The following is a 24,977-nucleotide window of genomic DNA, read 5'->3' on the forward strand; positions in this document are numbered from 1 at the left end:
ACCGCCGACCGGACCAGCGCAACTCCGAACGGCACACGCCCTCTCGCCGCCGTCCCCGAACGGGAGCGCCTCGTGATCATCCCCCGTACGCCGGCCCCTCCGACAACCCACCCGGCCCTGGTCACCCCCTCCGCCCTGCGCGGCCACCTGAACGCCCACCTCGCGGACACCCCCCGCGCCTGGCTGGCCCAGGCCCTCGACGAGGCCGCCGAGCATCCGGGCACCCACGGGCCCATCTCCGTCTGGGAGCTGCGCCTCGCCGAGGCGGGCCGACGCTGCGGTACCGACTACGCCGACGCCGTCCGCGTCCTGATCCTGCACGCGGCCCGCGCCGGCACCGACGCGCTCACCCGGGTCTACCGCCAGGGCACCGCCGACGAACGCAGAGCCGTCCTGCACGCCCTGCCCCACCTCGTACCCGGCCCCGACGCCCTGCACCTCGTCGACGACGCCCTGCGCACCAACGACACCCGTCTCGTCGCCGCCGCCCTCGGCCCGTACGCCGCCCGTCACCTGGCCCCGCACCCCTGGCGGCACGCCGTCCTCAAGTGCCTCTTCACCGGTGTGCCCGTCGACGAGATCGCCGACCTGGCCCGTCGCGCCCACGGTGACACCGAACTGGCCCGCATGCTCGGCGACTACGCCGACGAACGCACCGCCGCGGGCCGTCCCGTACCCGAGGACCTGTACCGCGTCCTGGCCCTGACCGCGCCCCCACCGGCCGACGAGACCGGCCTTGACGGCAAGGAGACCTGATGCGCATCTTCGACCCCCACATCCACATGACGTCACGCACCACCGACGACTACGAGGCGATGCACGAGGCGGGTGTCCGCGCGGTCGTCGAGCCGGCCTTCTGGCTGGGCCAGCCCCGTACCTCTCCCGCCTCGTTCATCGACTACTTCGACTCCCTGCTGGGCTGGGAGCCCTTCCGCGCCGCCCAGTACGGCATCGCCCACCACTGCGCCCTCGCCCTCAACCCCAAAGAGGCGAACGACCCCCACTGCACCCCTGTGCTGGACCACCTGCCCCGCTACCTGCTCAAGGACCAGGTCGTGGCCGTGGGCGAGATCGGCTACGACTCCATGACCCCGGCCGAGGACCTCGCCCTCGAACACCAGCTGCAGCTGGCCGCCGATCACGGCCTGCCCGCCCTGGTGCACACCCCGCACCGCGACAAACTGGCCGGCCTGCGCCGCACCCTCGACGCCGTGCGGGCCTCGGCCCTCCCGGTCGAGCGGGTGCTCCTCGACCACCTCAACGAGACGACCGTCAAGGAGGCCAAGGACAGCGGCAGTTGGCTCGGCTTCTCCGTCTATCCGGACACCAAGATGGACGAGGAACGCATGGTCGCCGTCATCAAGACGTTCGGCCCGGAGAAGGTGCTGGTCAACTCCGCCGCCGACTGGGGCAGAAGCGACCCCCTCAAGACCCGAAGGGTCGGCGACGCCCTGCTCGCCGCCGGTTTCGGCGAGGACGACGTGGACCTGGTGCTCTGGCGCAACCCGGTCGCCTTCTACGGGCTCAGCGGTCGCCTCTCCCTCGACGTCGCCGCGACCGACGCCACCCACGAGGGCAACAGCATCCTGCGCGGCGGGGAGTGACCCATGCGCTTCCGCCACCCCGACGGCTCCACCGTCCACCTCGCCTACTGCACCAACGTGCACCCGGCCGAGACCCTCGACGGCGTCCTCGCCCAGCTCCGAGACCACTGCGAACCCGTACGGCGACGCCTCGGCCGCGACCGCCTCGGCATCGGCCTGTGGCTCGCCAAGGACGCCGCCCACGCGCTGGTGACCGACCCGTCCGCCCTGCGCGGCCTGCGCGCCGAACTCGACCGGCGCGGCCTCGAAGTCGTCACCCTCAACGGCTTCCCGTACGACGGCTTCGGAGCCGAGGTGGTCAAGTACCGGGTCTACAAGCCCGACTGGGCCGACCCCGCACGCCTCGACCACACCACCTCCCTCGCCCGCGTCCTGGCCGGCCTCCTCCCCGACGACGTCACCGAGGGCACCATCTCCACCCTGCCCCTCGCCTGGCGCACCGCCTACGACGACACCGCCGCCGCCCGGGCCCGCACGGCTCTGCTCACCCTCGCCGAACGCCTCGACGCCGTGGCGGAACTGACCGGCCGCTCCATCCGCGTCGGCCTGGAACCCGAACCCGGCTGCACCGTCGAGACCACCGCCGACGCCATCGGCCCGCTCACCGACATCGGCCACGACCGCATCGGTATCTGCGTCGACACCTGCCACCTCGCTACCTCCTTCGAAGACCCGCACACCGCCCTGGACGCGCTCATCCGAGCCGACGTCCCCATCGTCAAATCCCAGCTGTCAGCCGCCCTGCACGCCGACCACCCCCATCTCCCCGACGTCCGCGAAGCCCTCGCCGCCTTCGACGAGCCCCGCTTCCTGCACCAGACCCGCACCTCCACCGCCGCCGGCCTGCGTGGCGCGGACGACCTCGGCGAGGCCCTCGCGGGCGATGCCCTGCCCGACTCGTCTCCCTGGCGCGCCCACTTCCACGTCCCCCTCCACGCGGCCCCCGCCGCGCCCCTGACCTCCACACTCCCCGAACTCAAGGCCGCCCTGGCCCAGCTGGTCGGCGGCGCCCACCCGCTCACCCGCCATCTGGAGGTCGAGACCTACACCTGGCAGGCCCTCCCACCCGAACTCCGCCCCCGCGGTCGCACCCAACTCGCCGACGGCATCGCCGCCGAACTCGCCCTCGCCCGCGACCTGTTGACGGACCTCGGCCTCAAGGAGCTGCCATGAGCCGACGAGGAGCCTCCGCCGACCCTCACTCCGACGCGGCGCCCACCCCTCTCCTCGTCCTGGACGTCGTAGGCCTCACCCCCCGTCTCCTCGACCACATGCCCCACCTCAAGGCCCTGGGCCAGTCCGGCTCCCACGCCCCGCTCGGCACCGTCCTGCCCGCCGTCACCTGCGCCGCCCAGTCGACCTTCCTGACCGGCACGCTCCCCGCCGAGCACGGCATCGTCGGCAACGGCTGGTACTTCCGTGAACTCGGCGACGTGCTGCTGTGGCGCCAGCACAACGGTCTCGTCGCCGGAGACAAACTGTGGGACGCCGCCCGCCGTGTGCGCCCCGGCTACACGGTCGCCAATATCTGCTGGTGGTACGCCATGGGCGCCGACACCGACATCACTGTCACCCCCCGTCCGATCTACTACTCCGACGGCCGCAAGGAACCCGACTGCTACACCCGGCCCCCGGCCCTGCACGACGAACTCACCGAGAAACTCGGCACGTTCCCCCTCTTCCGCTTCTGGGGCCCGGGCGCCGACCTCGTCTCCAGCCGCTGGATCATCGACGCGACCCGCCACATCATCCGCACCCGTCACCCGGACCTGACCCTCTGCTACCTCCCTCACCTCGACTACGACCTGCAGCGTTACGGCCCCGATGACCAGCGCTCGTTGAAGGCGGCCGCCGACCTCGACAAGGCCATGGCACCCCTCCTCGACGACGCGCGGGCGGAGGGCCGCACCGTGGTGGCGCTCTCCGAGTACGGCATCACTCGTGTGAACCGGCCCGTCGACATCAACCGCGCCCTGCGCCGCGCCGGCCTTCTCGATGTGCACACACAGGACGGCATGGAGTACCTCGACCCGACGGCCTCAAGGGCCTTCGCGGTCGCCGACCACCAGATCGCCCATGTCTACGTACGCCGCCCCGAGGACCTGGAAGCGACCAGGGCGGCCCTCGCGGACCTTCCCGGCATCGACCGACTCCTCGACGACGAGGGGAAGAAGGCCCACCACCTCGACCATCCGCGCTCCGGCGAACTCGTCGCCGTCGCGGAGCCGGACGCCTGGTTCACGTACTACTACTGGCTCGACGACGCCCGCGCGCCCGACTTCGCGCGACTCGTCGAGATCCACCGCAAACCCGGCTACGACCCGGTCGAGCTGTTCATGGACCCGCTCGACCCGTACGTGAAACTCAAGGCGGCCACCGCACTGGCCCGAAAGAGACTCGGCCTGCGCTATCGCATGGCGGTCGTGCCCCTGGACCCTTCACCTATTCGAGGCAGCCACGGCCGCCTGCCCATGAGCGACGACGACGGTCCGCTCATCATCTGCTCCTCCCCCCGCGCTGTCGGCGACCGTGTCGCGGCCACCGATGTGAAAGCACTCCTGCTCCAACTGGCCGGTCTCTCCTGACTCGCCAGAAGTCCTCACTGGTCACAAGTGAAGCACTCACCACTGACAACGCCCGCCCACCCAGAGGAGTTCCAGGCATGAGCCGCACCCACCAGCCCGACCCCGAACTCACCCACCGCCTCACCAGACGAGGCATGCTCGGCGTGGCCGCCGGCGCCACGGCTGCCGCACTGCTGGGCACCACCGCAGCCCCCGCCACGGCGGCTCCCGCCACGGCGGCGACGGGCAGAGGCCGCCCCGTCCTCCCGCCCGGCCGACTCGGCATCCAGCTCTACAGCCTGCGCGACAAGGTCTCCACCCTCGGCTTCGCGCCCGTCTTCGCCGAGTTGGAGAAGTACGGCTACGACGAGGTCGAGTTCGCCGGCTACACCCAGGGCTCCGCCGGCCCCATCACCCTCGCCCAGCTCAAGCGCCTGGCCCGCAACCACGGCCTGACCCCGATCGGCAGCCACGTCGGCTACTACTCCAACGACCCGAACGCGTACACCTTCGCCCAGAACCTCACCAAGGTCCTCGACGACGCCCAGGCTCTCGGCCTCAAGCACATCGGCACGGCCTCCGGCCCCTTCCGCTACGGCACCACCGTCGACGCGATGAAGCGGGCCGCGGAGGAGTTCAACACCTACGGCGCGGCGGCCAAGGCACGCGGCATGAAGTTCTACCAGCACAACCACTCCGAGGAGTTCTCCTTCGCCACGGACCAGCCGCAGGTCCGCCTCTACGACGTCCTGCTCCGCGAGACCGACCCCGGCCTCGTCTACCTGGAGATGGACATCTTCTGGGCGTACGTGGCCCAGTTCCGCTTCTCCAAGCGCCCCGACGGCACGCCCGCACCCTTCGAGCCCCTCGACTACGTCCTCAGGCGCCCGAACCGCTACCCGCTCTTCCACGTCAAGGACGGCGAGAGCGACCCGTCGAACCCGTTCGGCTACCGCATGGTGGACGTCGGCGACGGCGACATCGACTACCAGAAGTTCATCTCGGCCGTCACCCGGCTGAAGGGGCACCGCCTCGCCCACCACTGGCAGGCCGAACACGACAACCCCACCGAGTCCTTCACCTTCGCCCGCCGCTCCAGCGAGCACCTGCACTCCCTGCGGGAGAAGTGCTGACCGAAGGCGTACGGCAACGGCAGCAGGCGGCCGCCCCGTGGTGCGAGACCCGGGGCGGCCGCCTGCTGCCGTACGCCGAAGCGTCAGGCCACTTCGTCACCGAGCGGACTCGGATGGGGAGCGATGCGCGACCACGGCGCCCATACCCGACCCCGGCAGGCCCGACACCAGCTTGGAGCTGTAGACGAGGCCGTAGTTGGAGGCGTTGTTGTTCTCGCCGAAGTAGTCCGCGGTCATCGCCGCGAACATGGGGAAGATCGCTCCGCCGCCGAACCCGGAGATGCTGGAGAACACCAGGAACAGCGGGAGGTTGTTGATGTTGCCGGACCAGAGGATCCCGTACTGCGACAGACCCAGCACAATGCACACGAAGATCAGACACTGCTTGCGGCCGTAACGGTCGAAGAGCCGGCCGATGACGCCGCGCCCCGTGCCGTTCACGATCGCTTTGAGGGACATGGCGGTGGCCACGATCCCGCCCGCGAAGCCGACCTCGTTGCCTAACGGCACCTGGAAGGCGATGCCGAAGTTGTTCACGCCCGAGGTGCACAGCAGGCAGAACCACATCAGGGCGACCGGGCCGGTCCGCCAGGCCTCGCCCGGCGTGTACTGCTTCACCGCCGGTGGGTTCTTCCCACCTGACCCGGCCGGATCGTAACCGCCGTATCACTCCCGGTGAGGTCGTGCGCGCCCGCTCGTCCGGGCTCGCACGGCCCCGCCCGGGGCCCGGATATGCAGGTGAAGGGCACTCCGAAATCTTGGTATTGTTGTCCATGTCGCCGCGGGGAACACCTCCGGCAAGGCGGCAGACACCTGGTCCGGGTGGCGGAATGGCAGACGCGCTAGCTTGAGGTGCTAGTGCCCTTTATCGGGCGTGGGGGTTCAAGTCCCCCCTCGGACACAGACCGTATCCCCAACTTGTGCGGGTCGAGCTGAGTCTCGGCCCGCACGAGCTGCTTTCCGGGGTCGTAGGTGAGCCGGAGCCCAAGGTTCTGGTAGACGTCGGCCTTGTCCTGTGGTTCGGCGTCGGCGAGAACGTCGCGGATGCTGCCGAGTGATGTGATCATCGCGTGGATGTCCTCCTTGCTGAGGTGGTGCTTGCCGGTTGGCGTGCGGGTCCAGGCGAGGGCCTGGGCGCGGTCGGCTTGGGTCTCGGCGGTCCACTGGGCGATGAGTTTCGGGTCGGTGCCCGCCTCCAGGGCTTCGCGGTAGCGGGCGATCTTGGCGTCGCATTCGGTGATCACGCGCATGGCGTCCTCGGCCTCCGGCGCGGGGGCGGGGTCTGGCTGGGCCGCGTGCATGCGGGTGATCGTGTCGTGGAGGCGGTGCGGGGAGAAGGCTCGCGCAAGCCAAGTGTCCAGCGGAGGGATCAGGTCTCGTTCGGCGAGGTAGACGTTGCGCGGGTGGGAGACCTTGTTGGCGAGCGCGTATTCGTTGGGGAAGCGGCAGCGGTAGTACAGGACGTCGCGGCTGCGCTGACCCTGCATGCGTCGTCCGCAGATCCCGCAGTGCAGCAGGCCGCGCACGACGTACGGGTGGCTGGTGCGTTGCCGCTCGCGGGTCGCGTGACTGGCGCCCTTGGCTTCCAGCAGGGCTTGGGCGTGCTCGAAGGTCTCGGTGTCGATCAGCGGCTCGTGGGCCTCGTCGGTGGACCAGATCCAGGCGTCCGGCTGTCTGCTTCGCGCTGGCGGGAGCGGCGCATCCGGGCGCGGTGTCTAGTGGTGCAGCCCTGGCTCGGCTGAGCCGTGGGGAAGCCCGGCTACTGAAGATTTACTAGATCACAGCTAAAAAGCCAGGCCACAGGCCCTACAGGCGCTGCTTTGGCATGCCCAGCAGCCGTGTCGGCAAGGTGTTCACGCCCCCATGGCGAGGAACTGGCGGGCGCCGCGCAACGTGGTGTGCAGTTCGCGCTGAGTAGCGCGGCTGTCGAGGCGGACGTCGAGCGCCCCGGGAAGCGCAGTGTCGATCCGGAGGCCCGCGGGCAGCCGGGAGGCGTCGAGCGCGTCACGTTGGGCGATGAGGACACCGAGTTCGTTACGGCTCACGGCGTCGGCTCCCGCGAGATGGTGCACGCCGTGCGCCTCGGAGGCTGCTCCGAGTTCCAACAGCCCGGCGGCCAGGTCGGCGACGTGCACCGGGCAGCGGATGTCGTCGGTGAACAGGACCCCGTCCCGGGCGCCGGCCGCGAGGTCGTGCACTGCCCGTACATGCACGGACTGTCGGTCGCCGATGATCAGTGAGGTGCGGGCGATGACAGCGTCCGGGTACAAGAGGCGGATACCGGTCTCTGCCGCGGCTTTTGCCGCACCGTAGGGGGTGACAGGGGCGGGCAGGCAGGTCTCGTCGTAACGGACGCGAGCGCCGGAGAACACTGCGTCGCTCGACACATGGACCAGGCGGCAGCCGTACTTCGCCGCGGCCATCGCCAGCCGGACGGGGCCCTCGGCTGTGACCGCCCAGTTGGACTTGCCGCTCGTCGCGTTGACGACGAGGCGCGGTGCCACCTCGGCCACGACCGCTTCGAGGCGCTCGGCGTCCCGCAGGTCGAGGGCGAACCACGTGGCCTCCGGGATAGTGCCGGGCCTGGTCGCGAAGGTCGCGGCCGTCGTGTATCCCGCTGCTGTCGCCTGGCGGACCAACTCGGTGCCCAGGAATCCGCTGCCGCCGATGATCAGGACCGTCATGACGCGGCACGGTAGTGGATCCCCGCTCCGCCCCGACGGCGTTTGCCCCGGCGTGACCGGGCTGTGGCGGCTCTGCGGGTGCCCTTGGCTCTGTCTCTGACGGCCTCTCGGATCAGAGCCGATCGCGGACTCCGTCCACGGCCACGGCAGTCGGTCGTGCCAGTCCCGCTTCAGACCACCGACCCCACTCACGCATCCCCGAGTCCGCTGGCCGGTCAGCTCCCGGACTCCGACGCATCCCGTTGTCAGGCAGTCCGGTTGCCGGGGACGGGGCTGTCCACGACCGGCGACCAGACGACATGACCACCGGGATCGCGGACATCGAAAGCAAAACGTTGTGATCGCCCGTGGCCGAAAACGGCGCGTTTTCCGGCCTTTTGAGGATGAGGGCGGAGCCTGGGCCTTCACCGGATCAGGCGGCCTCAGCCCGGAGCGCCAACCACTACCGAGGAGGAACCCCATGGCCCCCGACCTCCCACCACAGCAAGCCCTGCGCGGCCCCAGGCCACACCGTCCCACACCCCGAACCGCCGCCACCGGCGACCACCTGGCTCGGCTCGCCTCACACCTCACCCCGCGCGACCGATGGCTGGCCCGGATGCTCTACGAACACCACGTCCTGACCACGCACCAGATCGCTGCACTGGCGTGGTCCTCCAAGCGTGCGGCCAACCTGCGGCTGCTGCAGCTGTACAAGTGGCGCGTCGTCGACCGTTTCCGGCCCTTCGTCACCTCCGGCAGTGCCCCCATGCACTATGTCCTCGACATCGTCGGCGCCGCCACCGTCGCCCACGAGCACGGTCTCGACGTCCGCGACCTGAACTACCGCCACGACCGCGCCATCGGCATCGCCCACTCACTCCGCCTGGCCCACACCATCGGCGTCAACACCTTCTTCACCGCGCTGGTGGCCCTCGGCCGCCGACCGCACGCACCCGGCCATCTGACCGCCTGGTGGTCCGAAACTCGCTGCGCGCAGCACTTCGGCGACATCATCCGCCCGGACGCCTACGGGCGCTGGCTTGAGGACCACAGAGAACTGGAGTGGTTCCTGGAGTTCGACCGCGGAACCGAACGCCCCGCAAGCCGACTGGCAGCCAGAATCACCGGCTACGCCCAACTCGCCACGACCACCGGAATCATCACTCCCGTTCTGGTGTGGCTGCCCTCAGCTCGACGGGAAGCCAGCGTCCGTCGCGCGCTGGCCGACGCGGTGGGATCACTGGCGGATCCTTCGCTGGTGCCCTTGGCCACCACCAGCGCCGACCTCATGGCCTGCGCGGACCGGACCGACCCGGCGGTGGCTCGATGGCTGCCTCTCCGCAGGCGCAATGGTCCCGGGCGACTGCGGCTCGCAGAGCTGCACCGCATCTGGGACCGCGTATTGCCGCTACCCGAATCGCCGACCGTCGGGACGAAGCGTCCGGCTCCCTCCGGCGGACGTCTGCCACCTCCAGACCCGATGCCTCCACGACCACCTGACGCAACAACGGAATGAACATGAGCGTCAGACGAAGACAGCCAAAGGTCAAGCGGCCGAGTTCCTCCGCGTCGCTCTGACCACGTGCACGCGTCAGATCCCGGTCCTCGCCCCTGTCTGTTTCAGTCGCCTACCGGCCACTGAGTCGCAGACATCGCTGGAAACCCACAAACCGCTCTGGCCTGCACCGATGGCAGCGCCGCCGCTACCCATCTGGCGGGGGGCCCGGATGGCAGACAGACAGGCTAGGGGACAGGGAGACAGATTGGTCAGCGCCGCTCCGGTTACAGCCAAGTCCTGCGCAAAGGAGCGTACTTGTTCGATTGCACGCTCCTCTACGCCGCAGCGACCAACTCTCGTGCCTGCTCATTGAAGTCGGCGACAAGCCGGTGTGCGCCGAACGGTTCCATGCGGCGCTGCAAATCCTGCACAGCCTCGATGTAGCGTGAACTCTTCACTCGCTGCGACAACTTCAAGGTCCGCAGTCCTGCGGCGTGTGCCGCTTCGAGGTCTCGGCGCTGGAGATGCGAGACGGCGAGTGCGGCCTGCGACATCGCACCGCGGCGGGCCCGGCGTTGCTGCCGCGCGTGGTCGATGGACAGGCGCGCGTGCTGCTCGGCGGTGTCGGCGTCTCCCAGGTCCCGGAAGGTGTTGGCGTGCTCGCCGTGCAGATAGGCCGGATCGATGAACGCCGCCCACTCCTACTCCTTTTCCTGCCTCACCCGGCTGTACGCCGCCTCCGACTGGACGACGGCCTGCGCCGCCTGACTCTTGTCATCGAGCTTCGCCGGCGCACGGGCTTCCAGGGTCCACAGGTCGGCAAGGCACGCGGGAGAGGTGAGCTTTCCCAGCCCGGCCGGCCTGTGCGAGCCGCCGTCCCTCGGCCGGGTTGCCGGGGAGGGTGGCCTGATCGGCCATGCCCGCCAGGACGTGCGCGCCGAGCGAGGCGTTCCGCCGGTTCGGCGCCGGCCAGGCAGGTCAGCGTCTTGTTGCGATCGCGGGGCAGCAGCAGCCCGGCCAGATACTCGCGAAACCCACGCCGCCGCGCCGGCGTCCCGAAGAGATCATCGAACCGGGCGGCGTACGCTTCCAGCGGACCGTGCGCGGGCGGACACGGCAGCCGCTTCGTCATCTCAGGCTCCCCAGACCGTAGGTGACGCCCTCACCTCACGGCCTACTCCCGCACACACCCGCCGTCAACAAACCACCGCTAGGGCGGCGTCGACCAAAGGCTCCGCAATGGATTGCGCGCACGCGCCGGTGCGGCTTCTGTTGAGTGCGGCCCCACCCCCGGCCCACGGCCACATGGCGACCAGCTCTGCAGCGCGGACCGAAGTGACCGTGACCGGTGTGGCGATCACTCCGGGACGTGCAGGGAGCGGCTCGTGTCCCTTCCGTCAGGAGTGTCGTTCCCGTGTCGCGGTGCCGGCTGTGCCGTGCGCAGGTGGGTGCGGATTCGGTCGACGAGCAGGACGCCGAGTGTAGCGACCACCGAGACCAGACCGCCCACGTACAGGCCGCTCCGGGCCCCCAGATGTACGGTCAACCAGCCGATCAGGAGGGCGCCCAGGGGTGTGGACCCCTGCAGGATCAGGGTGTACACGGCGAGCACCCGGCCCCGGTACTGCGGGTCGCTGCCCAGCTGGATCCGGTGGTTGGCAGCCTGTGCGAAATAGATCGACGCGAACCCCGTCCCCGCCAGCAGAACGATCGCGGCCGCGTAGGTCGGAGCCCAGCCCGCCGCCGTCTCGAGCGCACCGAACGCGAGCGCGGCCCCGGTCACCGTACGACCGGACGGGCGCCCCCGGCGGGCCGTGCCGGCCAGGGCGGCGAGGAGGGAGCCGGCCGCGAACGCGGTGGTGAGCAGACCGAACGACGTGGCGTCCGCATGGAAGACCGTCTTGGCCAGCAGCGGCAGCGTGAGCTGGAAGTTCAGGCCGAACAGGCCGATGAACAACACCATCGCCAAGGGCACGACGAGGTCCGGGCGCGATGCGAGGTGACGCAGCCCGTCCGTGGCCCGGGCCCGGCCGTCCCGCGTGACGCGCCGCAGTTCGCCGGGGCGCATCATCCGCAGGCCGACCACGACGGCCAGATAGCTCCCGGCGTTCAGCGCCATGACGGCGCCGGTGCCGAAGCCTGCGATGAGCAGACCGGCGAGGGCCGGGCCGAGGACGCGGGCGACGTTGAAGTAGGCGGCGCTCAGTGCCGACGCGTTGGGCAGCAGGTCGGCGCCGACCAACTCGCTCACGAACGACATACGGGTAGGGACCTCGACGGCGTTGACGGTGCCCAGGCAGAGGGCGAAAAGGAACACGTGCCACAGCCGTACCGCCCCGCCGAGGTCCAGCACGGCGAGCCCGAGCGCGCAGACGCCGGAGACGAGGTTGCACGCCATCAGCGACCGGCGCTTGTCGTACCGGTCGGCGATCCGGCCGCCGTAGAGCGTGAGCAGCAGCATCGGAGCGAACTGCACGGCGGTGACCGCTCCCAGCGCCGTGCCGGAGTCCCCGGTGAGGGAGAGCACGAGCCAGTCCTGGGCGACGACCATCATCCACGTTCCGGACACCGAGAGCACCTGGCCGAACGCGAAGAGCCGGAAGTTGCGGACGGACAGCGAGCGGAAGGCTGTCCCGAGTACGCCGAGCATGGTCAGGAGACCGTCGCGGACGGGAGGGGACGGACGGCAGCGTGCGGGGTGAGGGTCGTTTCGCGGGAGGCCAGGCAGTCTTCGAGGAACGCGAGGACGCGCAGATGGTAGGAGCGGGCAGCCCAGCCGAGGCTGATGTTGTGCCCGGCCTCCGGCTGGCGGTCGACGCTCACGCGCGGAGCGGACGTGAAGTGCGCGGCCAGATCGGTGAGGGCCGCGTCGTCGTGGCGCCACCACGCCTCGTGCTCGGCGAAGGTCAGCCGTACGGGTACGCGGACGCGGGGCGCCGTGGCGCGGAAGACCAGTGGCCAGCGGGCAAGTTCGGCCCGCTCCAGGGCGGGCACGGGCTCGACGATCGAGCCGCTCGCTCGGAAGGTGTCCGGCGGATAGAGACGCAGCGGCCCCCAGCTCCTGCGCAGTCGGCCACCGTCGTCCTGGGCGGTGGGCAGTTCGTGCGGCTCGACGGCGTACATGTGGCCGCAGCCGGAGATGTCCAGCCCGAGGAGGTGCGGCAGGCCGGGGTCCGCGGCAGCGGTGAGCGCCACCTTGCCGCCGTAGGAGTGGGCGAGCAGGAAGAGGCCCGCACCCGTGGCGTGGCGGGAGGTGAAGTCGCGCAGCGCCGCACGCAGCGAGACGGCCTGCCCCGGCAGGTCCTGCCCCTGGGGCAGCCGGGAGGCGGAGTGGCGGTAGCCCGGCCGGTCCACGGCCAGGACGGTGTAGCCAAGGCCCGCGCCCAGCGTCAGCAGCGACTGCCGGGGATGGGCCCGGCAGTCGAAGTAGCCCGCGTTCATGCCGCCGCCGTGCACGGCGACCACGACGGCCCGCGCGGAGCCGCCGGCCGGCTCGCTGAGCAGCGCGGACAGCGGCACCCCCGCGGCGTCCAGGGTGATCCGGCGCACCCCGCGCGAGGATGCGTGGGCCGGTGGGGTCATGGTCGTTCTCCTCCCGGTGGTGGCTTCGGCGGCCGGCGTCAGCGGGCCAGGTGCGCTGTGAACGCCAGGGCCGCGTCCGCGCCGTAGACCCGCTCGAGGCTCAGCAGGAGGTCGGCCGAGGTCAATTTGTACGTCTGGGTGCCGACGGCCTGGAGCACCACGGCGGCCAGCGCGCTGCCCAGGCGGCCGGCCTCCAGGTACGGCAGGCCCCAGACGACGGCCGCCAGGAACCCGGCACGGAAGGCGTCGCCCACCCCGGTGGGATCGGCCACGACGTCCGTAGGTACCGCGTCGACGTGCAGCCAAGGCTCTCCCGTCCGGCCGATGTCCGCACCCGCGGCGCCACGGGTGACGATCCAGGCGCCGGTCCGGTCCAGGACCTGTTCCCGCGTCCAACCGGTGCGTTCCTGGAGCAGCGCCGCCTCGTACTCGTTGGTGAACAGGAAGCGGGAGCCCTCCACCAGATGGCGAGTCTGCGGGCCGTCCAGCCGGGCCAGCTGCTGGGACGGGTCGGCGGCGAACGGGATGCCCAGGCGCCGGCACTCCGCGGTGAGGCTCAGCATGGCCTGCGGGTCGTTGGGGGCGACCACGGCCAGCCCCAGCTCCCCGGTCCGCTCCCGCACGGAGGCCAGCGTGATCCGTCCGGCCTCGGCCATCGCCCCGGCGTAGAAGGTGGCGATCTGGTTGAGATCGAGGTCGGTGGTGCACACGAAGCGGGCCGTGTGCATCGCCTCGCTCACGTACACCGAACCGGTGTCGACGCCGTTGTCGCGCAGCCAGGCACCGTACTCGGCGAAGTCTTTGCCGACCGCTCCGACGAGTACGGGGCTGAGGCCGACGCGGGAGAGCCCCAGGGCGATGTTCGCCGCCACGCCTCCGTAGCGCACCTCCAGGTCGTCCGCGAGGAAGGAGAGCGAAACCCGGTCGAGCCGGTCGGCGATCAGCTGGTCGGCGAATCGCCCGGGATAGGCCATCAGATGGTCGGTGGCGATGGAACCGGTGACAGCGATGCGCATCTCAGGCCCCGACCGCGTTCCGCAGCGCGTCGACCCGGTCCGTCCGCTCCCACGTGAAGTCGGGCAGCTCGCGGCCGAAGTGGCCGTAGGCGGCGGTCCGGGCGTAGATCGGGCGCAGCAGGTCGAGGTCGCGGATGATGGCGGCCGGACGGAGGTCGAAGACCTCGTCGATGGCCTTCTCGATCCGGTCGGTGTCGACCTTGGCGGTGCCGAAGGTCTCGACGAAGAGGCCGACGGGCTCGGCCTTGCCGATGGCGTACGCCACCTGGGCCTCGCAGCGGGTGGCGAGGCCTGCGGCGACGACGTTCTTGGCGACCCAGCGCATCGCGTACGCCGCCGAGCGGTCCACCTTGGACGGGTCCTTGCCGGAGAAGGCGCCGCCGCCGTGGCGGGCCATGCCGCCATACGTGTCGATGATGATCTTGCGGCCGGTGAGGCCGGCGTCGCCCATCGGGCCGCCGATCTCGAAGCGGCCGGTCGGGTTCACCAGGAGGCAGTAGCCCTCGGTGTCCAGCTTGATGCCGTCGTCCAGGAGGGCCTTGAGCTCCGGCTCCACCACGAACTCGCGGATGTCGGGAGCCAGGAGGGACTCCAGGTCGATGTCGCTGGCGTGCTGGGAGGAGACGACGACCGTGTCCAGGCGGACCGCCTTGTCGCCGTCGTACTCGATGGTGACCTGGGTCTTTCCGTCCGGACGCAGGTAGGGGATCGTGCCGTTCCTGCGGACCTCGGACAGGCGGCGCGACAGGCGGTGGGCGAGGTGGATCGGGAGCGGCATCAGCTCCGGTGTCTCGTCGATCGCGTAGCCGAACATCAGGCCCTGGTCGCCCGCGCCGCCCGTGTCGACACCCTGTGCGATGTCCGGCGACTGTGCGCCGATCGACACCGACACGCCGCAGGAGGCGCCGTCGAAACCCTTGCTGGAGGAGTCGTAACCGATCTCGAGGATCTTGTCGCGGACCAACTGGGCGATCGGAGCGTAGGCCTTCGTCGTCACCTCACCGGCGATGTGGACCTGCCCGGTGGTGATCAGGGTCTCGACGGCGACCCGTGAGGCCGGGTCCGCGCGGAGGAGGGCGTCGAGGACGGTGTCGCTGATCTGGTCGGCGATCTTGTCGGGGTGACCCTCGGTCACAGACTCCGAGGTGAAAAGGCGCAGGGACACGGGACTTCCTCACGTCATGGGTGGTGAGTGGTCAGGGGTGGGACCTCGTACGGGACGTGCGCGGGTGTCGCGCTGGACGTACGGAGGTGGGCCGGCCGCTCGCGGCTGTCTCCGGCTCGCGTCATACGGTCCCGAACGGGTTGGTGACGACGTAGCGCCACTGGCCCCGCTCGTTTCTCCGCAGAACGTCGAGGCCACGGCCGGAACCGGACATCTCCGGAGCGCCGGGCACCTCGATGCTCCAGTCGACGACGAGCGAAGCGATGTCGCCGACGACGTACCGTTCCCGCACCTCGGCCGACAGCCTCGGTTCGTTTCTGAAGAACTCCAGGACGGCCTGCCGGTGCGCGGCGCCGGTCACCGCCCTGCCGGGTTCCCGGACCGCGGACGCGCCCGGCGCGTAGACCGCCATGACCGCGTCGATGTCGCGCGCGTTGTACGCGGCCACGTAGCGGGCGTTCGTCTCCGCGGGGTCGTCGAGGTCGTCGGGGTCGGTCGGCCCGTCGCGTACGTCCCGTACATCGGACGCGTCGGGTGCGGGGGCCGGTCCCGCGAGACGCAACCGGTGCACGTCGAGGTCCTGTTCCAGACAGTCCATCAGCCGGTCCAGGAACTCCTTCAGATACGGCTGGGCCAGATGCCCCGCCACGGCCTCCTCGGATGCCCACCTTTCGTAGCAGACGAACAGGTCGGGATCCGCCAGGTCCCGGTGGACGAGGGACTCCAGGCACCCCACTTCGGTGCGCGAGCGCTCGGCGATTGCCACCAGGATGTCGCCCAACTCGGCGGCCCGGCCGCGCCTGGCGCGGGCGAAGCCGACCGCGGACAGCGTCTTGTCGTGCATGCGTTGATGTCTTCCTTCCTCGTCCCCGCCCGGTCAGCGGAGCAGTGTTCCGCCGGTCGCGTCGATGAAGGCGCCGGTGATCCAACGGGAATCGCCGGAGGCGACGAAGGCGACGACATCGGCGATCTCAGAGGCCGTGCCGACGCGGTTGAACACCGACAGCGCCGACATGCGCTTCAGTGCCTCCGGGTTCTCGAACACCGGGTCACCGTTGTCGGTGATGCCCGGGGCGACCGTGTTGATGGTGATCCCACGGGACGCGAGGACCGGAGCCATGTGCAAGGTGATCTGCTCCAGGGCGCCCTTGCCCATCGCGTACGCGATCTGCTCCGGGACGGCGGAGTGCGTGATGCCGGAGGAGATGTTGACGATCCGGCCGCCGTCCGGGATGAGCTCCAGGGCCCGCTGGATCAGGAAGAACGGCGCCTTGGCGTTGAGGGTGTAGCAGTGGTCGAGGGTCTCCTCGGTGACCGCGTCCGGCATGGCGCCCGTGAAGCCCGTGGCTGCCGCGTTGTTCACCAGGATGTCGAGCGTCGTGGCACCCGTGCGCTCCAGCAGCCCCTGTTCGACCGCCGTCACCAGGTGCTCCACCGAGCCAGGTGCGCCCAGCCGGGCCCGCACGGGGAAGGCCCGCCCGCCTGCTTCCCCGATCAGTGCCACCGTCTTCCGCGCCGCGGTTTCGTCGTTCGCGTAGTTGACGGCGACGAGTGCGCCGTCCCGGGCGAGCCGCAGCGCGATGCCGCGGCCGATCCCCCGGCCGGCGCCGGTGACCAGCGCAGTCCTGGTCGGCAGCCTGCTCATGTGGTGATCCCCCGTTGTCGCTCGCGCAGTCGGCGAACCGTGGTCGTGCATACGCGAGCTTCGGCTTCTCAGGACGCGTGGACGGACGTGTGGAGGCTGTAACGGGCCCCGGCGCCCGCCTCGCCCTGGCCCATGTACTCCAGCAGCGGCACGATCACTTCCTCGATGTGCGCGACCGCCTCCGCCTCGGACACCCACTCGGAGAGCAGGAAGATTCCGGTGCCGTCGGCCGCGATGTGGAAGTTCGCGGCGAGCGCGCCCGGGTATGCGCGGTCCTGGCCCTCGTTCTGCTCCTCGTTGTCGAGGAGACCGTCGATCCACTTGCGGGCAGCGTCGTGGCTGTCCATCGCGAAGACCGCGGCGGGGTAGCACTGGGGCAGTGGCGGCGGATCCGGCAGCGCGGTGGGCCGTACGACGCGGTAGAGCTCGTACGCTGTGGGCGCTCCGGGCTCGACGCCGAGCGCCCGCCAGTCGGGGCGCGGCGCGCTTCCCGCCTCGTCGAGCGCCTCGGCCGAGGACCACTGGGCGTACGTCAGCAGCAAGTCGCCGTCGGTGCTGGTGAACAGGATCTGGGACACCAGGCCGGCCGGCCAGGGGGCCGACTCCCAGTGCGCCACCACGGCGGCCGCGGCGGAGCGCTGCCGCCGTGCGTCGCCGGTGACGACTTCCTCGACGACGACGATGGAGACGTTCTGGCGGTCGATGACCGGCCGGACGTCGGACACGAGGGGCATCTTCGACTCCTTCGGGGTGGACGGACGCCGACGTCCCGGAACAGTGACGTCCCGGACGTCGACGTCACGGGCTTCAGCGGTCCTTGCGGCCGATGACCAGGACGTCGTCATGGAGGCCGGGGACCTCCGCGGTCTCGGGGCTGAAGCCCGCCTCCGTCAGCCAGCCGTGCAGCTCCGGCACGGTGTACTCGTGACCGCCGCGGGACCAGACGAGCATGGCCAGGCTGGCCAGCACCGCGTGCATCGGCGGCTTGTCCCCACCGGCCATCGGGTCGTAGACGAACACCGCTCCGCCGGGTTTGACCGCCTCGTAGGCGCTCTTGAGCAGCCGGACGCGGTCCTCGGTGTTCCAGTTGTGCAGGACGTGGCCGAAGACCAGGACATCGGCCTCCGGGAGCGGGTCCTTGAAGAAGTCGCCGCCGTGGAAGGTGATCGCCGAGGCGGAGCCGCCGAGCTGGTCCATGTGCCGGCTGAAGGCCGGCTCCAGCTGCGGCAGGTCGAAGACCGCGCCCGTCAGGTGCGGGTTCCGCGAGACCACGTGGTGGGCGAAGTTGCCGCGCGCGCCGCCGATGTCGACGAAGGAGGTGTAGCTGCTCCAGTCGAGCCGGCTCATGGCCAGGGAGACGGGCGTGTTGAGCAGATCCATGCTGTCGAGGAAGCCGTCGGTGGCCTCCGCGTCCTGGTAGAGCGTGTCGTACGGGTTGCCCACGACGGCGGCGCGGTTGTGCGGTGTGCCGGTGCGCAGCGTGGACGCCAGGCCGTCCCACGCGGGGTTCAGCTCACGGTCGCAGAACTGGAGGTAGCCGCCCAGGTATTCGGTGCGCCCGCGTATGAGGAAGCGTTCGGCGACGGGTGAGTTGGAATATGTGCCGTCGGACACCTCCAGCAACCCGAGGTGGGTGAGCCCGGCGAGGAGGTACTGCGTTCCGAGCGGGGTCAGGCCGAGGCGGTCGGCCAGCTCCGCAGAGGTGGCGGGCTTGTCCGAGAGCCCGGTGAAGACGTCGGACTCGACGGCGGCCAGCAGGATCCTCGTCTGCCAGTAACCGGCCATGATGCCCATGATCGGCCCGGGGTTCACGGACGACTCGGGCGACTCAGCAGTCATTGTGGGAAAGCCTCCTTTGACGGGGGTTTCGGGACGCGTGGTGTGACGCGGAGATGCGACAGGGGATGGAGTGCGGGGACGGCACGCAGGGTGTCACGTGCTTCTGACGTGCCGGTGGAAACGTTTGAAGCCGATCGGTCTCACCCCTGGGATCCGCGTGCTGATGCGGTACGTGCCGACCCGACCTGCGCCCTCGAGGAAGGCGATGTGCGCCTCGTCGGTGGTCCACTCGGCGAAGTTCAGTACCCGGGTGCCGTCGGCCGTCGTATGGAAGTTGGCGGAGAGCATGCCGGGGTGCGCGCCGGGCGGTTGCGACTCCAGCGCGTCGCAGAGCGAATCGGCGATGAGCCGCTGCCGGCCGGGCCCGTCCACGTCGAACGTGGCGACGACCACGCAGCCGGGCTCCACAGGAGCCGGGTCGAACACGACACTGCGGTACGGCCGGTAGGCGACCACCTCGGCGGCGGCCGGCCCCGTCAGCGCGCCGGCGAACCTCGCGTAGGCGTCCGGGGCCGAGACCTGTACGCAGGTGAGGACGGTCTGCCCCTCGGTGTCCAGGTAGGCGCCGAGCGACACAACTCCCGCGGGCCTGGGCACGGCCGCCCACTGGACGAGCACCTCGTCGAGGAACGTGCGGCCCGCCTCCGCGTCGGGTACGTATCGCATGGTGACGAACGCGGCGGCCACACCGGTGCGGTGGAACCCGTCCGTGTTCACGTGTTGTTCAGTGCCGTGCATCGCCTGTCCTTCCGGGACGTGTGCCGCGCCCGGTGACCGCGACCGCCAGCCCGAGCGCTCCGGCCGCGGTCACGATCAGCAGCGCGGGGCGGTAGCCGTCCGCGTACGTGAGCGGCAGGGCGACCAGCGGCAGCAGGACGCCCGCGCCCAGCTGGACGCCCGTCTGGTAGAGGGAGACCGCGGTCCCCCGGTCGGTCGCGCGGACGGACGCGGTGGCCTGGATGTTGAGAGCCATGAACGCACAGCAGAAGCCGGCCTCGACCAGCAGCAGGGCAGGCAGCATGCCGAGCGCGTACGGGCTGCCCTCGGGCTTCGCGAGATAGAACACGTAGCCCAGGAACGGGAACAGGGCTCCGAGAATGATCAGTCGTCCGGTTCCGTACCGTGCCACGAGCCGGCCGGCGAACGGCACGGTCAGCGCCAGCGGCACACAGGCGGGCAGCAGGGCGAGCGCGGTCTGCCAGGGCGTCCAGCCGAGCCGCTGCTGAGCCTGGAAGGTCATCAGGACCAGCAGGCTCTGGTAAGTGCCGTTGAGCGAGGCGGCGCCGAGCGCGGAGCGCAGCAGGGCACGGTCCCGCAGCAGGGCGAGGCGCGGGGTGCGGGGTGCCGGGCCGTCGGTGGGGCCGGACGGCAGGACGTACAGCCCGCACACCAGCAGCAGCAGCGCCACCGGCGCCGGGAACAGGAACGTCCAGCGCCAGCTCGACTCGACCAGCAGGCCGGCCAGCAGCAGTCCCGCGGTGAAGCCCGCGGCGCCGAAGAGCGAGTAGACCGACACCGCTCGGCGGCGCTCGGGGCCTTCCGGGAAGGTGTCGTTGATGATGGCCAGGCCGGCCGGCGCGGTGAGCGCGGCGCAGCATCCCTTGACGACGCGGACGGCGACGAGCGCGGCCGGGCCGCTGACCAGCCCTCCGGCCACCGAGGCAAGGCCGAACACCAGCATCGCGCCCAGGTAGACCGGGCGCCGTCCGACGCGGGCGGCGATGCGCGGTCCGCCGAGCAGCATCGCGGCGAAGCCGAGTGCGAAGCCGCTCATCAGCCACTGGACCCCCCAGGGGGACAGCCCGAGTCGGCTGCCGACGGTGGGCAGGGCCATCAGGACGACGGACACCTCGATGGCGTCGAGGAGCATGTTGCCGCTCAGCACGAACAGCAGGAGTCCCTGCCGCCCGTGCCGGCGCGCAGGTGGGCTGGCGGCCGGGCGCGCGGTGTGGCTCACCACGGCAGTACCTGGCCGCCGGGTGTGCCGTCCTCGCCGAGGAAGGTGGCGGTGGGGCCGTCGTCGTCCAGTGTCGCCAGGAGCACGGGGATGCGCGCGCCCTGCTCGACGTCGAGGACGCCGTTGTGGCCGTTGATGTCGGTGGCCACGAAGCCGGGCGAGACGGCGTTGACGAGGATGTTGGTCCCGCGCAGTTCGTTGGCGTAGGTGAGGGTGACGGCGTTGAGCGCGGCCTTCGAGGTGCCGTAGGCGAGCAGGGTCGGGAACCGGCCGGGCGGGAACACGCCTGAGGGATCCTCGTTGGCGGCTGCGGCCGCGAGGGAGCCGAGCGAGCTGCTGACGTTGACGATCCGGGCGGAGTCCGCGCGGCGCAGCAGCGGCAGGAACGCGTTGGTGACGGTGACGACGCCGAACACGTTGGTGTCGTAGACGTGGCGCACCTGTTCGGCCGAGGTCTGGCTGGGGGCCTGCTCGGCGAGGCCGATGCCGGCGTTGTTGACCAGGACGCGCAGCGGGCCGGTCTCGTCCGCGACACGCTTGGCGGCGAGCGCGACCGAGGTCTCGTCGGTGACGTCGAGGTGGAGGAACCGTACGTCCAGGCCGTCGGCACGCAGGACCCCCTCGGCCGCGCGGCCACGCTGCTGGTCGCGGGAGCCGAGGTGGACGACGAAGCCGCGTTCGGCGAGTCGGCGGACGACCTCGCGGCCGATTCCCTTGTTGGCTCCCGTGACGACGGCGACGGGGGCGGTGTCGGAGGGCATGGCTTCCTTCTTCGGTCGTGGGCGGTCGGCGGAGTCGGCCCAGCCGGGAGGGCCGGGCCGTGGCCGGCATCAGCCGAGCAGCGTGCCGCCGGTGGCGTCGACGAAGGCACCGGTGATCCAGCGGGCCTCGTGGGTCGCGAGGAAGGTCACCACGTCGGCCACGTCGTCTGCCTCGCCGACCCGTTTGAAGGCGGACAGCTGGGCCATCGCCTCGACCGCCTCGGGGATGTCGAAGACCGCGCCTCCGTTGTTGGTGATTCCCGGGGCCACGGTGTTGACGGTGATCCCGCGGGGCGCGAGGTGGCGGGCCAGGTGCAGGGTGAGCTGCTCCACGGCTCCCTTGGTCATCGCGTAGGCGAGCTGGTCGGGGTTGGCTGTGCGGGTGAGGCCGGAGGAGATGTTGACGATGCGGCCGCCGTCCGGCAAGAGCTGCAGGGCGCGCTGCACGATGAAGTACGGAGCCCTGGCGTTCACCGCCATGTAGCGGTCGAAGTCCTCGGGGGTGAGCTCCTCGAAGGACTGGCCGGTCGTGGTGACGCCCGCGTTGTTGACGAGGATGTCGAGCCGGCTCTCGCCGATGCGCTCCTTCAGGCCCTGTTCCAGGCCGAGAAACAGCTCATGCACGTCGCCGGGGACGCCCAGTTCGGCGCGGACCGCGAAGGCGGCGCCGCCCTCCTTCTCGATGAGGGCGACGGTCTCCTGTGCCGCCTCCTCGTTGGCCGTGTAGTGCACGGCGACCAGGGCGCCCTCGCGGGCGAGGTTGACGGCTGTCGCCCTGCCGATCCCGCGGCTGGAGCCGGTGACGAGGGCGGTCTTGTCGGTGAGCCTGTCCACAGGTGACCTTCCGGGTGTCGGGGTGTGGCGGGTGGGCGGGCGCGGCTGCTCGTGGACATCGAGGCCGCTGATCACGCGGGCGAGGTGGCGCTGGACGGCGTCGGCCTGAAGCAGTTCGCCGAAGACATCCCGCAGTTCGGTGACCTCCTGGGCGCCGAACAGCAACTGGGCCTGCGCCTGGATGTTGGTCAGGGTGCGGGCGCCGACGGGGTGCCGCTCGTCGTGGTAGCTGTCGAGGAGGCCCGGCCGGGCCCTGCCGGTGACCTGGCGGGCGAGTTTCCAGCCGAGGCCGGCCGCGTCCTGGAGCCCGAGGTTGAGGGCCTGCCCGCCGACGGGCATCTGGGTGTGTGCGGCGTCGCCGGCGAGCAGGACCCTGCCGCGGCGGTACTGCGTGACCTGCCGGGAGGCGTTGCCGAACCGGTTGAGCCACAGCGGCTCGCCGTGGCCGATGTCCTCACCGGTGACGGCGTCCCAGGCCTCGACGACGTGGGCGAAGTCCAGCTTGCTGACCGGCGGGGCACCGTACTGGTGGATCATCAGGCGGGTGGTGCCGTCGGGCCTGCGGTAGGCGGTGGCGACACCGCCCGGATAGCGCTTGAGGCGCCGGTCGTCGATGGTGATGCCCGCGATGTCGGCGCGCAGCATCTCCTTGTCGGCGTCACGTCCCGCGAACTCAAAGCCAGCGAGTTCCCGCACGGTGCTGTGCTCGCCGTCGCAGCCCACCACGTTGGCGGCGGTGAGGTCGTACGGCGCCTCGTCCGGCCCGAGGACACGCACCCGTACGCCGTCCGCGGACTCGGTCAGTCCGGTCACCGTGTGGCCTCGGCGGATCTCGGCGCCCAGGTCGGCCGCGTGCTGCTGGAGCACGACCTCGAGACGGCTCTGCAGACATTCCCACTGCCCCGCGTACGGGTGGTCCGGGTCGGCGGCCGCGAGGTCGAAGCGGAGGCCGCCGAAGTGGCCGGGGCCGAGGGGGGGAAGGGTGCCGAGCCGGTCGAGGATGCCTCGCTCCGCGAAGATCTCCATGGTTCGGGTGTGCAGCACGGATGCCCGCGATTCGCCGGTCGGCTCGGGCAGTTCCTCCAGGACGAGGGCGCGCGCGCCGTTCGCGTGCAGTTCGGCGGCGAGCAGCAACCCGACAGGACCAGCGCCCACGACGATGACGTCGGTGGCCGCGGCACGCCGGGTCACGGGCGTGCTCCCCGGGGATGCCCGGCGCTCGGAGGACCGAACCAGCGGTGCAGTGCCGTGCCCACCCCGTGATGGCTGCCGGGTGCGGCCCAGGCGACGTGACCGTCGGGGCGCAGCAGCACGGCACTGGTTCCGGCCAGCGGGCTGTCGTCGGGCAGGGCACCGTGGGTGGCGGTCACGGTGTCGACGCGGGCGCGCCAGCCCTGGGTACGGCGGCGCAGTACGGCGTTGTCGGCGAGATCGAGCAGTACGCCTCGGCCGGGCCGCAGGAGTTCCGTGGTGCTGGTGGTGCGGGCGTTGACGACCAGGGGCAGGTGGGGCATGCGCCGGCCGAGCACGGGATGGGTTCCGGTGCCGACGTCGTAGCGGATGTCCAGGCCGCTGACCTTGGCGGCCAGGTGCCGTGCCACCTCGGGATACTCGATCAGCTCGGACAGCACGTCGCGCAGCGGCTGCACCTCGGTGCCGCCGAGGACGAGCAGGCTCTGCGCCCGGGTGTTGGCCAGCATCCGGTGGCCTACCTCGTGGCGTTCGGAGTGGTAGGTGTCGAGCAGTGACGCGGGAGCGGTGCCCTTCACGACGGCGGCGAGTTTCCAGCCGAGGTTGTAGGAGTCCTGGACGCTGGTGTTCATGCCCTGGCCGCCCGCGGGCAGATGCACGTGTGCGGCGTCGCCGGCGAGCAGGACCCGGCCGCGGCGGTACTCCGTCACCTGCCGTGTGGCGTCGCCGAACGCGCTGACCCAGACCGGTTCGGCGTGCGAGATGTCGATTCCCGTGAGCCGCTTCCACAGGTCGGCGACCTCCGCGAAGGCGGGCGGGGACGTGCGCCGATGCGGGGGGATGCCCCGTTCTCCGACGATGACGCGGTGCACTCCTCCGGCGAGCTTGGCGACCATCACGAAGCCACCGCCGGTCTGCTGGCCGGTCATGCGGGGTTCCAGGTCGACGCCGCGGATGTCGGCCAGCAGCATCTCGGTCGTCGCGGCGGTGCCGGGGAAGTCGAATCCGGCCGCCTTGCGGACAGTGCTGCGGCCGCCGTCGCAGCCGACGAGATAGCGGGCCTCGATCTCCTCCTCGCCGGTCTCGCCATCCACCCGTACTGTGACCGACTTCCCGGTGTCCCGCAGGGACCGGAATGTGTGACCGCGACGGATGTCGGCGCCGAGTTCGGTCGCCCAGGCCTCCAGGGCTTCCTCGGTGACCGACTGGGGCACCGTGCGGGCTGCCTGGTGCGCGGCACCGAGCACGCCGACATCAAGGGGCAGACCGCCGAAGTGGCCCATGTCGCTCGTCTGGTAGTCACCGAGGCGGCACAGCAGTCCGCGCTGGTCGAATATCTCCATGGTGCGGGTGGCCAGACCTATTCCACGGGATTCTCCGGTGCGCTGTGAATGGCGTTCCAGAACAACCACGTCAATTCCCGCGAGGCGTAGTTCCCCGGCGAGCATGAGCCCTGCGGGCCCCGCCCCGACAATGACCACCGAAGTATCCATGCACCTCTCCCGACGTACCCGCAGCGAAA

The 24,977-nt window shown here is 70.7% G+C and carries 21 protein-coding genes, 1 tRNA gene and 2 pseudogenes; 8 read left to right on the plus strand and 16 right to left on the minus strand.

Annotation, left to right across the window (positions count from 1 at the left end; translation table 11 throughout):
* Positions 1 to 72: 72 nt before the first annotated feature.
* From CES90_RS03255 to CES90_RS03275, 5 genes are all read left to right on the plus strand, one after another.
* On the plus strand, positions 73 to 756 hold the full coding sequence (locus CES90_RS03255; protein WP_189783197.1) for an EboA domain-containing protein: 684 nt from the start codon (positions 73 to 75) through the stop codon (positions 754 to 756).
* On the plus strand, positions 756 to 1,604 hold the full coding sequence (locus tag CES90_RS03260; protein ID WP_189783131.1) for a TatD family hydrolase: 849 nt from the start codon (positions 756 to 758) through the stop codon (positions 1,602 to 1,604). Before CES90_RS03255 ends, CES90_RS03260 begins: the two co-directional genes overlap by 1 nt.
* A gap of 3 nt (positions 1,605 to 1,607) precedes the next feature.
* Positions 1,608 to 2,777 carry a metabolite traffic protein EboE gene (eboE, locus tag CES90_RS03265; RefSeq protein ID WP_189783130.1) on the plus strand — a complete coding sequence of 390 codons (1,170 nt, stop codon included), beginning with the start codon at positions 1,608 to 1,610 and terminating at the stop codon, positions 2,775 to 2,777.
* On the plus strand, positions 2,774 to 4,189 hold the full coding sequence (locus tag CES90_RS03270) for a nucleotide pyrophosphatase/phosphodiesterase family protein (RefSeq protein WP_189783129.1): 1,416 nt from the start codon (positions 2,774 to 2,776) through the stop codon (positions 4,187 to 4,189). The genes eboE and CES90_RS03270 overlap by 4 nt, the downstream gene beginning before the upstream one ends.
* A 77-nt stretch (positions 4,190 to 4,266) precedes the next feature.
* A complete protein-coding gene (locus tag CES90_RS03275; RefSeq protein ID WP_189783128.1) occupies positions 4,267 to 5,301 on the plus strand; it encodes a sugar phosphate isomerase/epimerase family protein in 1,035 nt (344 codons plus the stop codon).
* Between the two features lie 129 nt (positions 5,302 to 5,430).
* Here CES90_RS03275 and CES90_RS03280 read toward each other — a convergent pair.
* Positions 5,431 to 5,934: pseudogene (locus tag CES90_RS03280) on the minus strand (MFS transporter); the annotation flags it as partial.
* A 183-nt stretch (positions 5,935 to 6,117) separates the two neighbouring features.
* Here CES90_RS03280 and CES90_RS03285 point away from each other — a divergent pair.
* Together CES90_RS03285 and CES90_RS03290 are read left to right on the plus strand one after the other, a co-directional pair.
* Positions 6,118 to 6,202 (plus strand) — tRNA-Leu (locus CES90_RS03285).
* Positions 6,203 to 6,221: 19 nt separating this feature from the next.
* A complete protein-coding gene (locus CES90_RS03290) occupies positions 6,222 to 6,359 on the plus strand; it encodes a hypothetical protein (protein ID WP_189783127.1) in 138 nt (45 codons plus the stop codon).
* Between the two features lie 795 nt (positions 6,360 to 7,154).
* On the opposite strand, the gene CES90_RS03300 is transcribed toward CES90_RS03290, so the two are convergent.
* Positions 7,155 to 7,985, minus strand: coding sequence for an SDR family oxidoreductase (locus tag CES90_RS03300; protein ID WP_189783125.1), 831 nt, complete (start codon positions 7,983 to 7,985; stop codon positions 7,155 to 7,157).
* 460 nt (positions 7,986 to 8,445) lie between these two features.
* Here CES90_RS03300 and CES90_RS03305 point away from each other — a divergent pair, with 460 nt between their 5' ends.
* The gene (locus tag CES90_RS03305; RefSeq protein ID WP_189783124.1) at positions 8,446 to 9,483 is read left to right on the plus strand and encodes a replication-relaxation family protein; all 1,038 of its coding nucleotides are present in this window, start codon (positions 8,446 to 8,448) and stop codon (positions 9,481 to 9,483) included.
* A gap of 937 nt (positions 9,484 to 10,420) precedes the next feature.
* On the opposite strand, the pseudogene CES90_RS52430 reads toward CES90_RS03305, so the two are convergent.
* The 14 genes and pseudogenes from CES90_RS52430 to CES90_RS03370 all read right to left on the minus strand — a co-directional run.
* Positions 10,421 to 10,597 (minus strand): annotated as a pseudogene (locus tag CES90_RS52430) (IS701 family transposase); the annotation flags it as partial.
* A 225-nt stretch (positions 10,598 to 10,822) separates the two neighbouring features.
* Positions 10,823 to 12,115: an MFS transporter gene (locus CES90_RS03310; protein ID WP_189783123.1), complete on the minus strand. Its 1,293-nt coding sequence runs from the start codon at positions 12,113 to 12,115 to the stop codon at positions 10,823 to 10,825.
* A 2-nt stretch (positions 12,116 to 12,117) separates the two neighbouring features.
* Positions 12,118 to 13,047: an alpha/beta hydrolase gene (locus tag CES90_RS03315; RefSeq protein WP_189783122.1), complete on the minus strand. Its 930-nt coding sequence runs from the start codon at positions 13,045 to 13,047 to the stop codon at positions 12,118 to 12,120.
* Positions 13,048 to 13,085: 38 nt separating this feature from the next.
* The gene (locus CES90_RS03320) at positions 13,086 to 14,063 is read right to left on the minus strand and encodes a carbohydrate kinase family protein (protein WP_189783121.1); all 978 of its coding nucleotides are present in this window, start codon (positions 14,061 to 14,063) and stop codon (positions 13,086 to 13,088) included.
* Between the two features lies 1 nt (position 14,064).
* On the minus strand, positions 14,065 to 15,228 hold the full coding sequence (gene metK / locus CES90_RS03325; RefSeq protein WP_189783120.1) for a methionine adenosyltransferase: 1,164 nt from the start codon (positions 15,226 to 15,228) through the stop codon (positions 14,065 to 14,067).
* 121 nt (positions 15,229 to 15,349) lie between these two features.
* The gene (locus tag CES90_RS03330; RefSeq protein WP_189783119.1) at positions 15,350 to 16,072 is read right to left on the minus strand and encodes an antibiotic biosynthesis monooxygenase; all 723 of its coding nucleotides are present in this window, start codon (positions 16,070 to 16,072) and stop codon (positions 15,350 to 15,352) included.
* Between the two features lie 33 nt (positions 16,073 to 16,105).
* Complete coding sequence (locus CES90_RS03335; RefSeq protein WP_189783118.1) at positions 16,106 to 16,873, minus strand: SDR family oxidoreductase; 768 nt, start codon at positions 16,871 to 16,873, stop codon at positions 16,106 to 16,108.
* Positions 16,874 to 16,941: 68 nt separating this feature from the next.
* On the minus strand, positions 16,942 to 17,607 hold the full coding sequence (locus tag CES90_RS03340) for a hypothetical protein (protein ID WP_189783117.1): 666 nt from the start codon (positions 17,605 to 17,607) through the stop codon (positions 16,942 to 16,944).
* A 73-nt stretch (positions 17,608 to 17,680) separates the two neighbouring features.
* On the minus strand, positions 17,681 to 18,712 hold the full coding sequence (locus CES90_RS03345) for a methyltransferase (protein ID WP_189783116.1): 1,032 nt from the start codon (positions 18,710 to 18,712) through the stop codon (positions 17,681 to 17,683).
* A 93-nt stretch (positions 18,713 to 18,805) separates the two neighbouring features.
* Positions 18,806 to 19,450, minus strand: a complete 645-nt coding sequence (locus tag CES90_RS03350; protein WP_189783115.1) for an antibiotic biosynthesis monooxygenase — start codon at positions 19,448 to 19,450, stop codon at positions 18,806 to 18,808.
* Positions 19,437 to 20,669 (minus strand): MFS transporter, encoded by a 1,233-nt coding sequence (locus CES90_RS03355; protein WP_229913815.1) that lies wholly within the window; start codon positions 20,667 to 20,669, stop codon positions 19,437 to 19,439. Before CES90_RS03355 ends, CES90_RS03350 begins: the two co-directional genes overlap by 14 nt.
* Positions 20,666 to 21,430, minus strand: coding sequence for an SDR family oxidoreductase (locus tag CES90_RS03360; protein ID WP_189783114.1), 765 nt, complete (start codon positions 21,428 to 21,430; stop codon positions 20,666 to 20,668). Before CES90_RS03360 ends, CES90_RS03355 begins: the two co-directional genes overlap by 4 nt.
* Before the next feature lie 69 nt (positions 21,431 to 21,499).
* Positions 21,500 to 23,455: an SDR family oxidoreductase gene (locus CES90_RS03365; RefSeq protein ID WP_189783113.1), complete on the minus strand. Its 1,956-nt coding sequence runs from the start codon at positions 23,453 to 23,455 to the stop codon at positions 21,500 to 21,502.
* A complete protein-coding gene (locus tag CES90_RS03370; RefSeq protein ID WP_189783112.1) occupies positions 23,452 to 24,948 on the minus strand; it encodes an FAD-dependent monooxygenase in 1,497 nt (498 codons plus the stop codon). Before CES90_RS03370 ends, CES90_RS03365 begins: the two co-directional genes overlap by 4 nt.
* Positions 24,949 to 24,977: the final 29 nt, after the last annotated feature.

The organism is Streptomyces capitiformicae (assembly GCF_002214185.1).
In the GTDB taxonomy this organism is placed as follows: Bacteria; Actinomycetota; Actinomycetes; order Streptomycetales; family Streptomycetaceae; genus Streptomyces; species Streptomyces capitiformicae.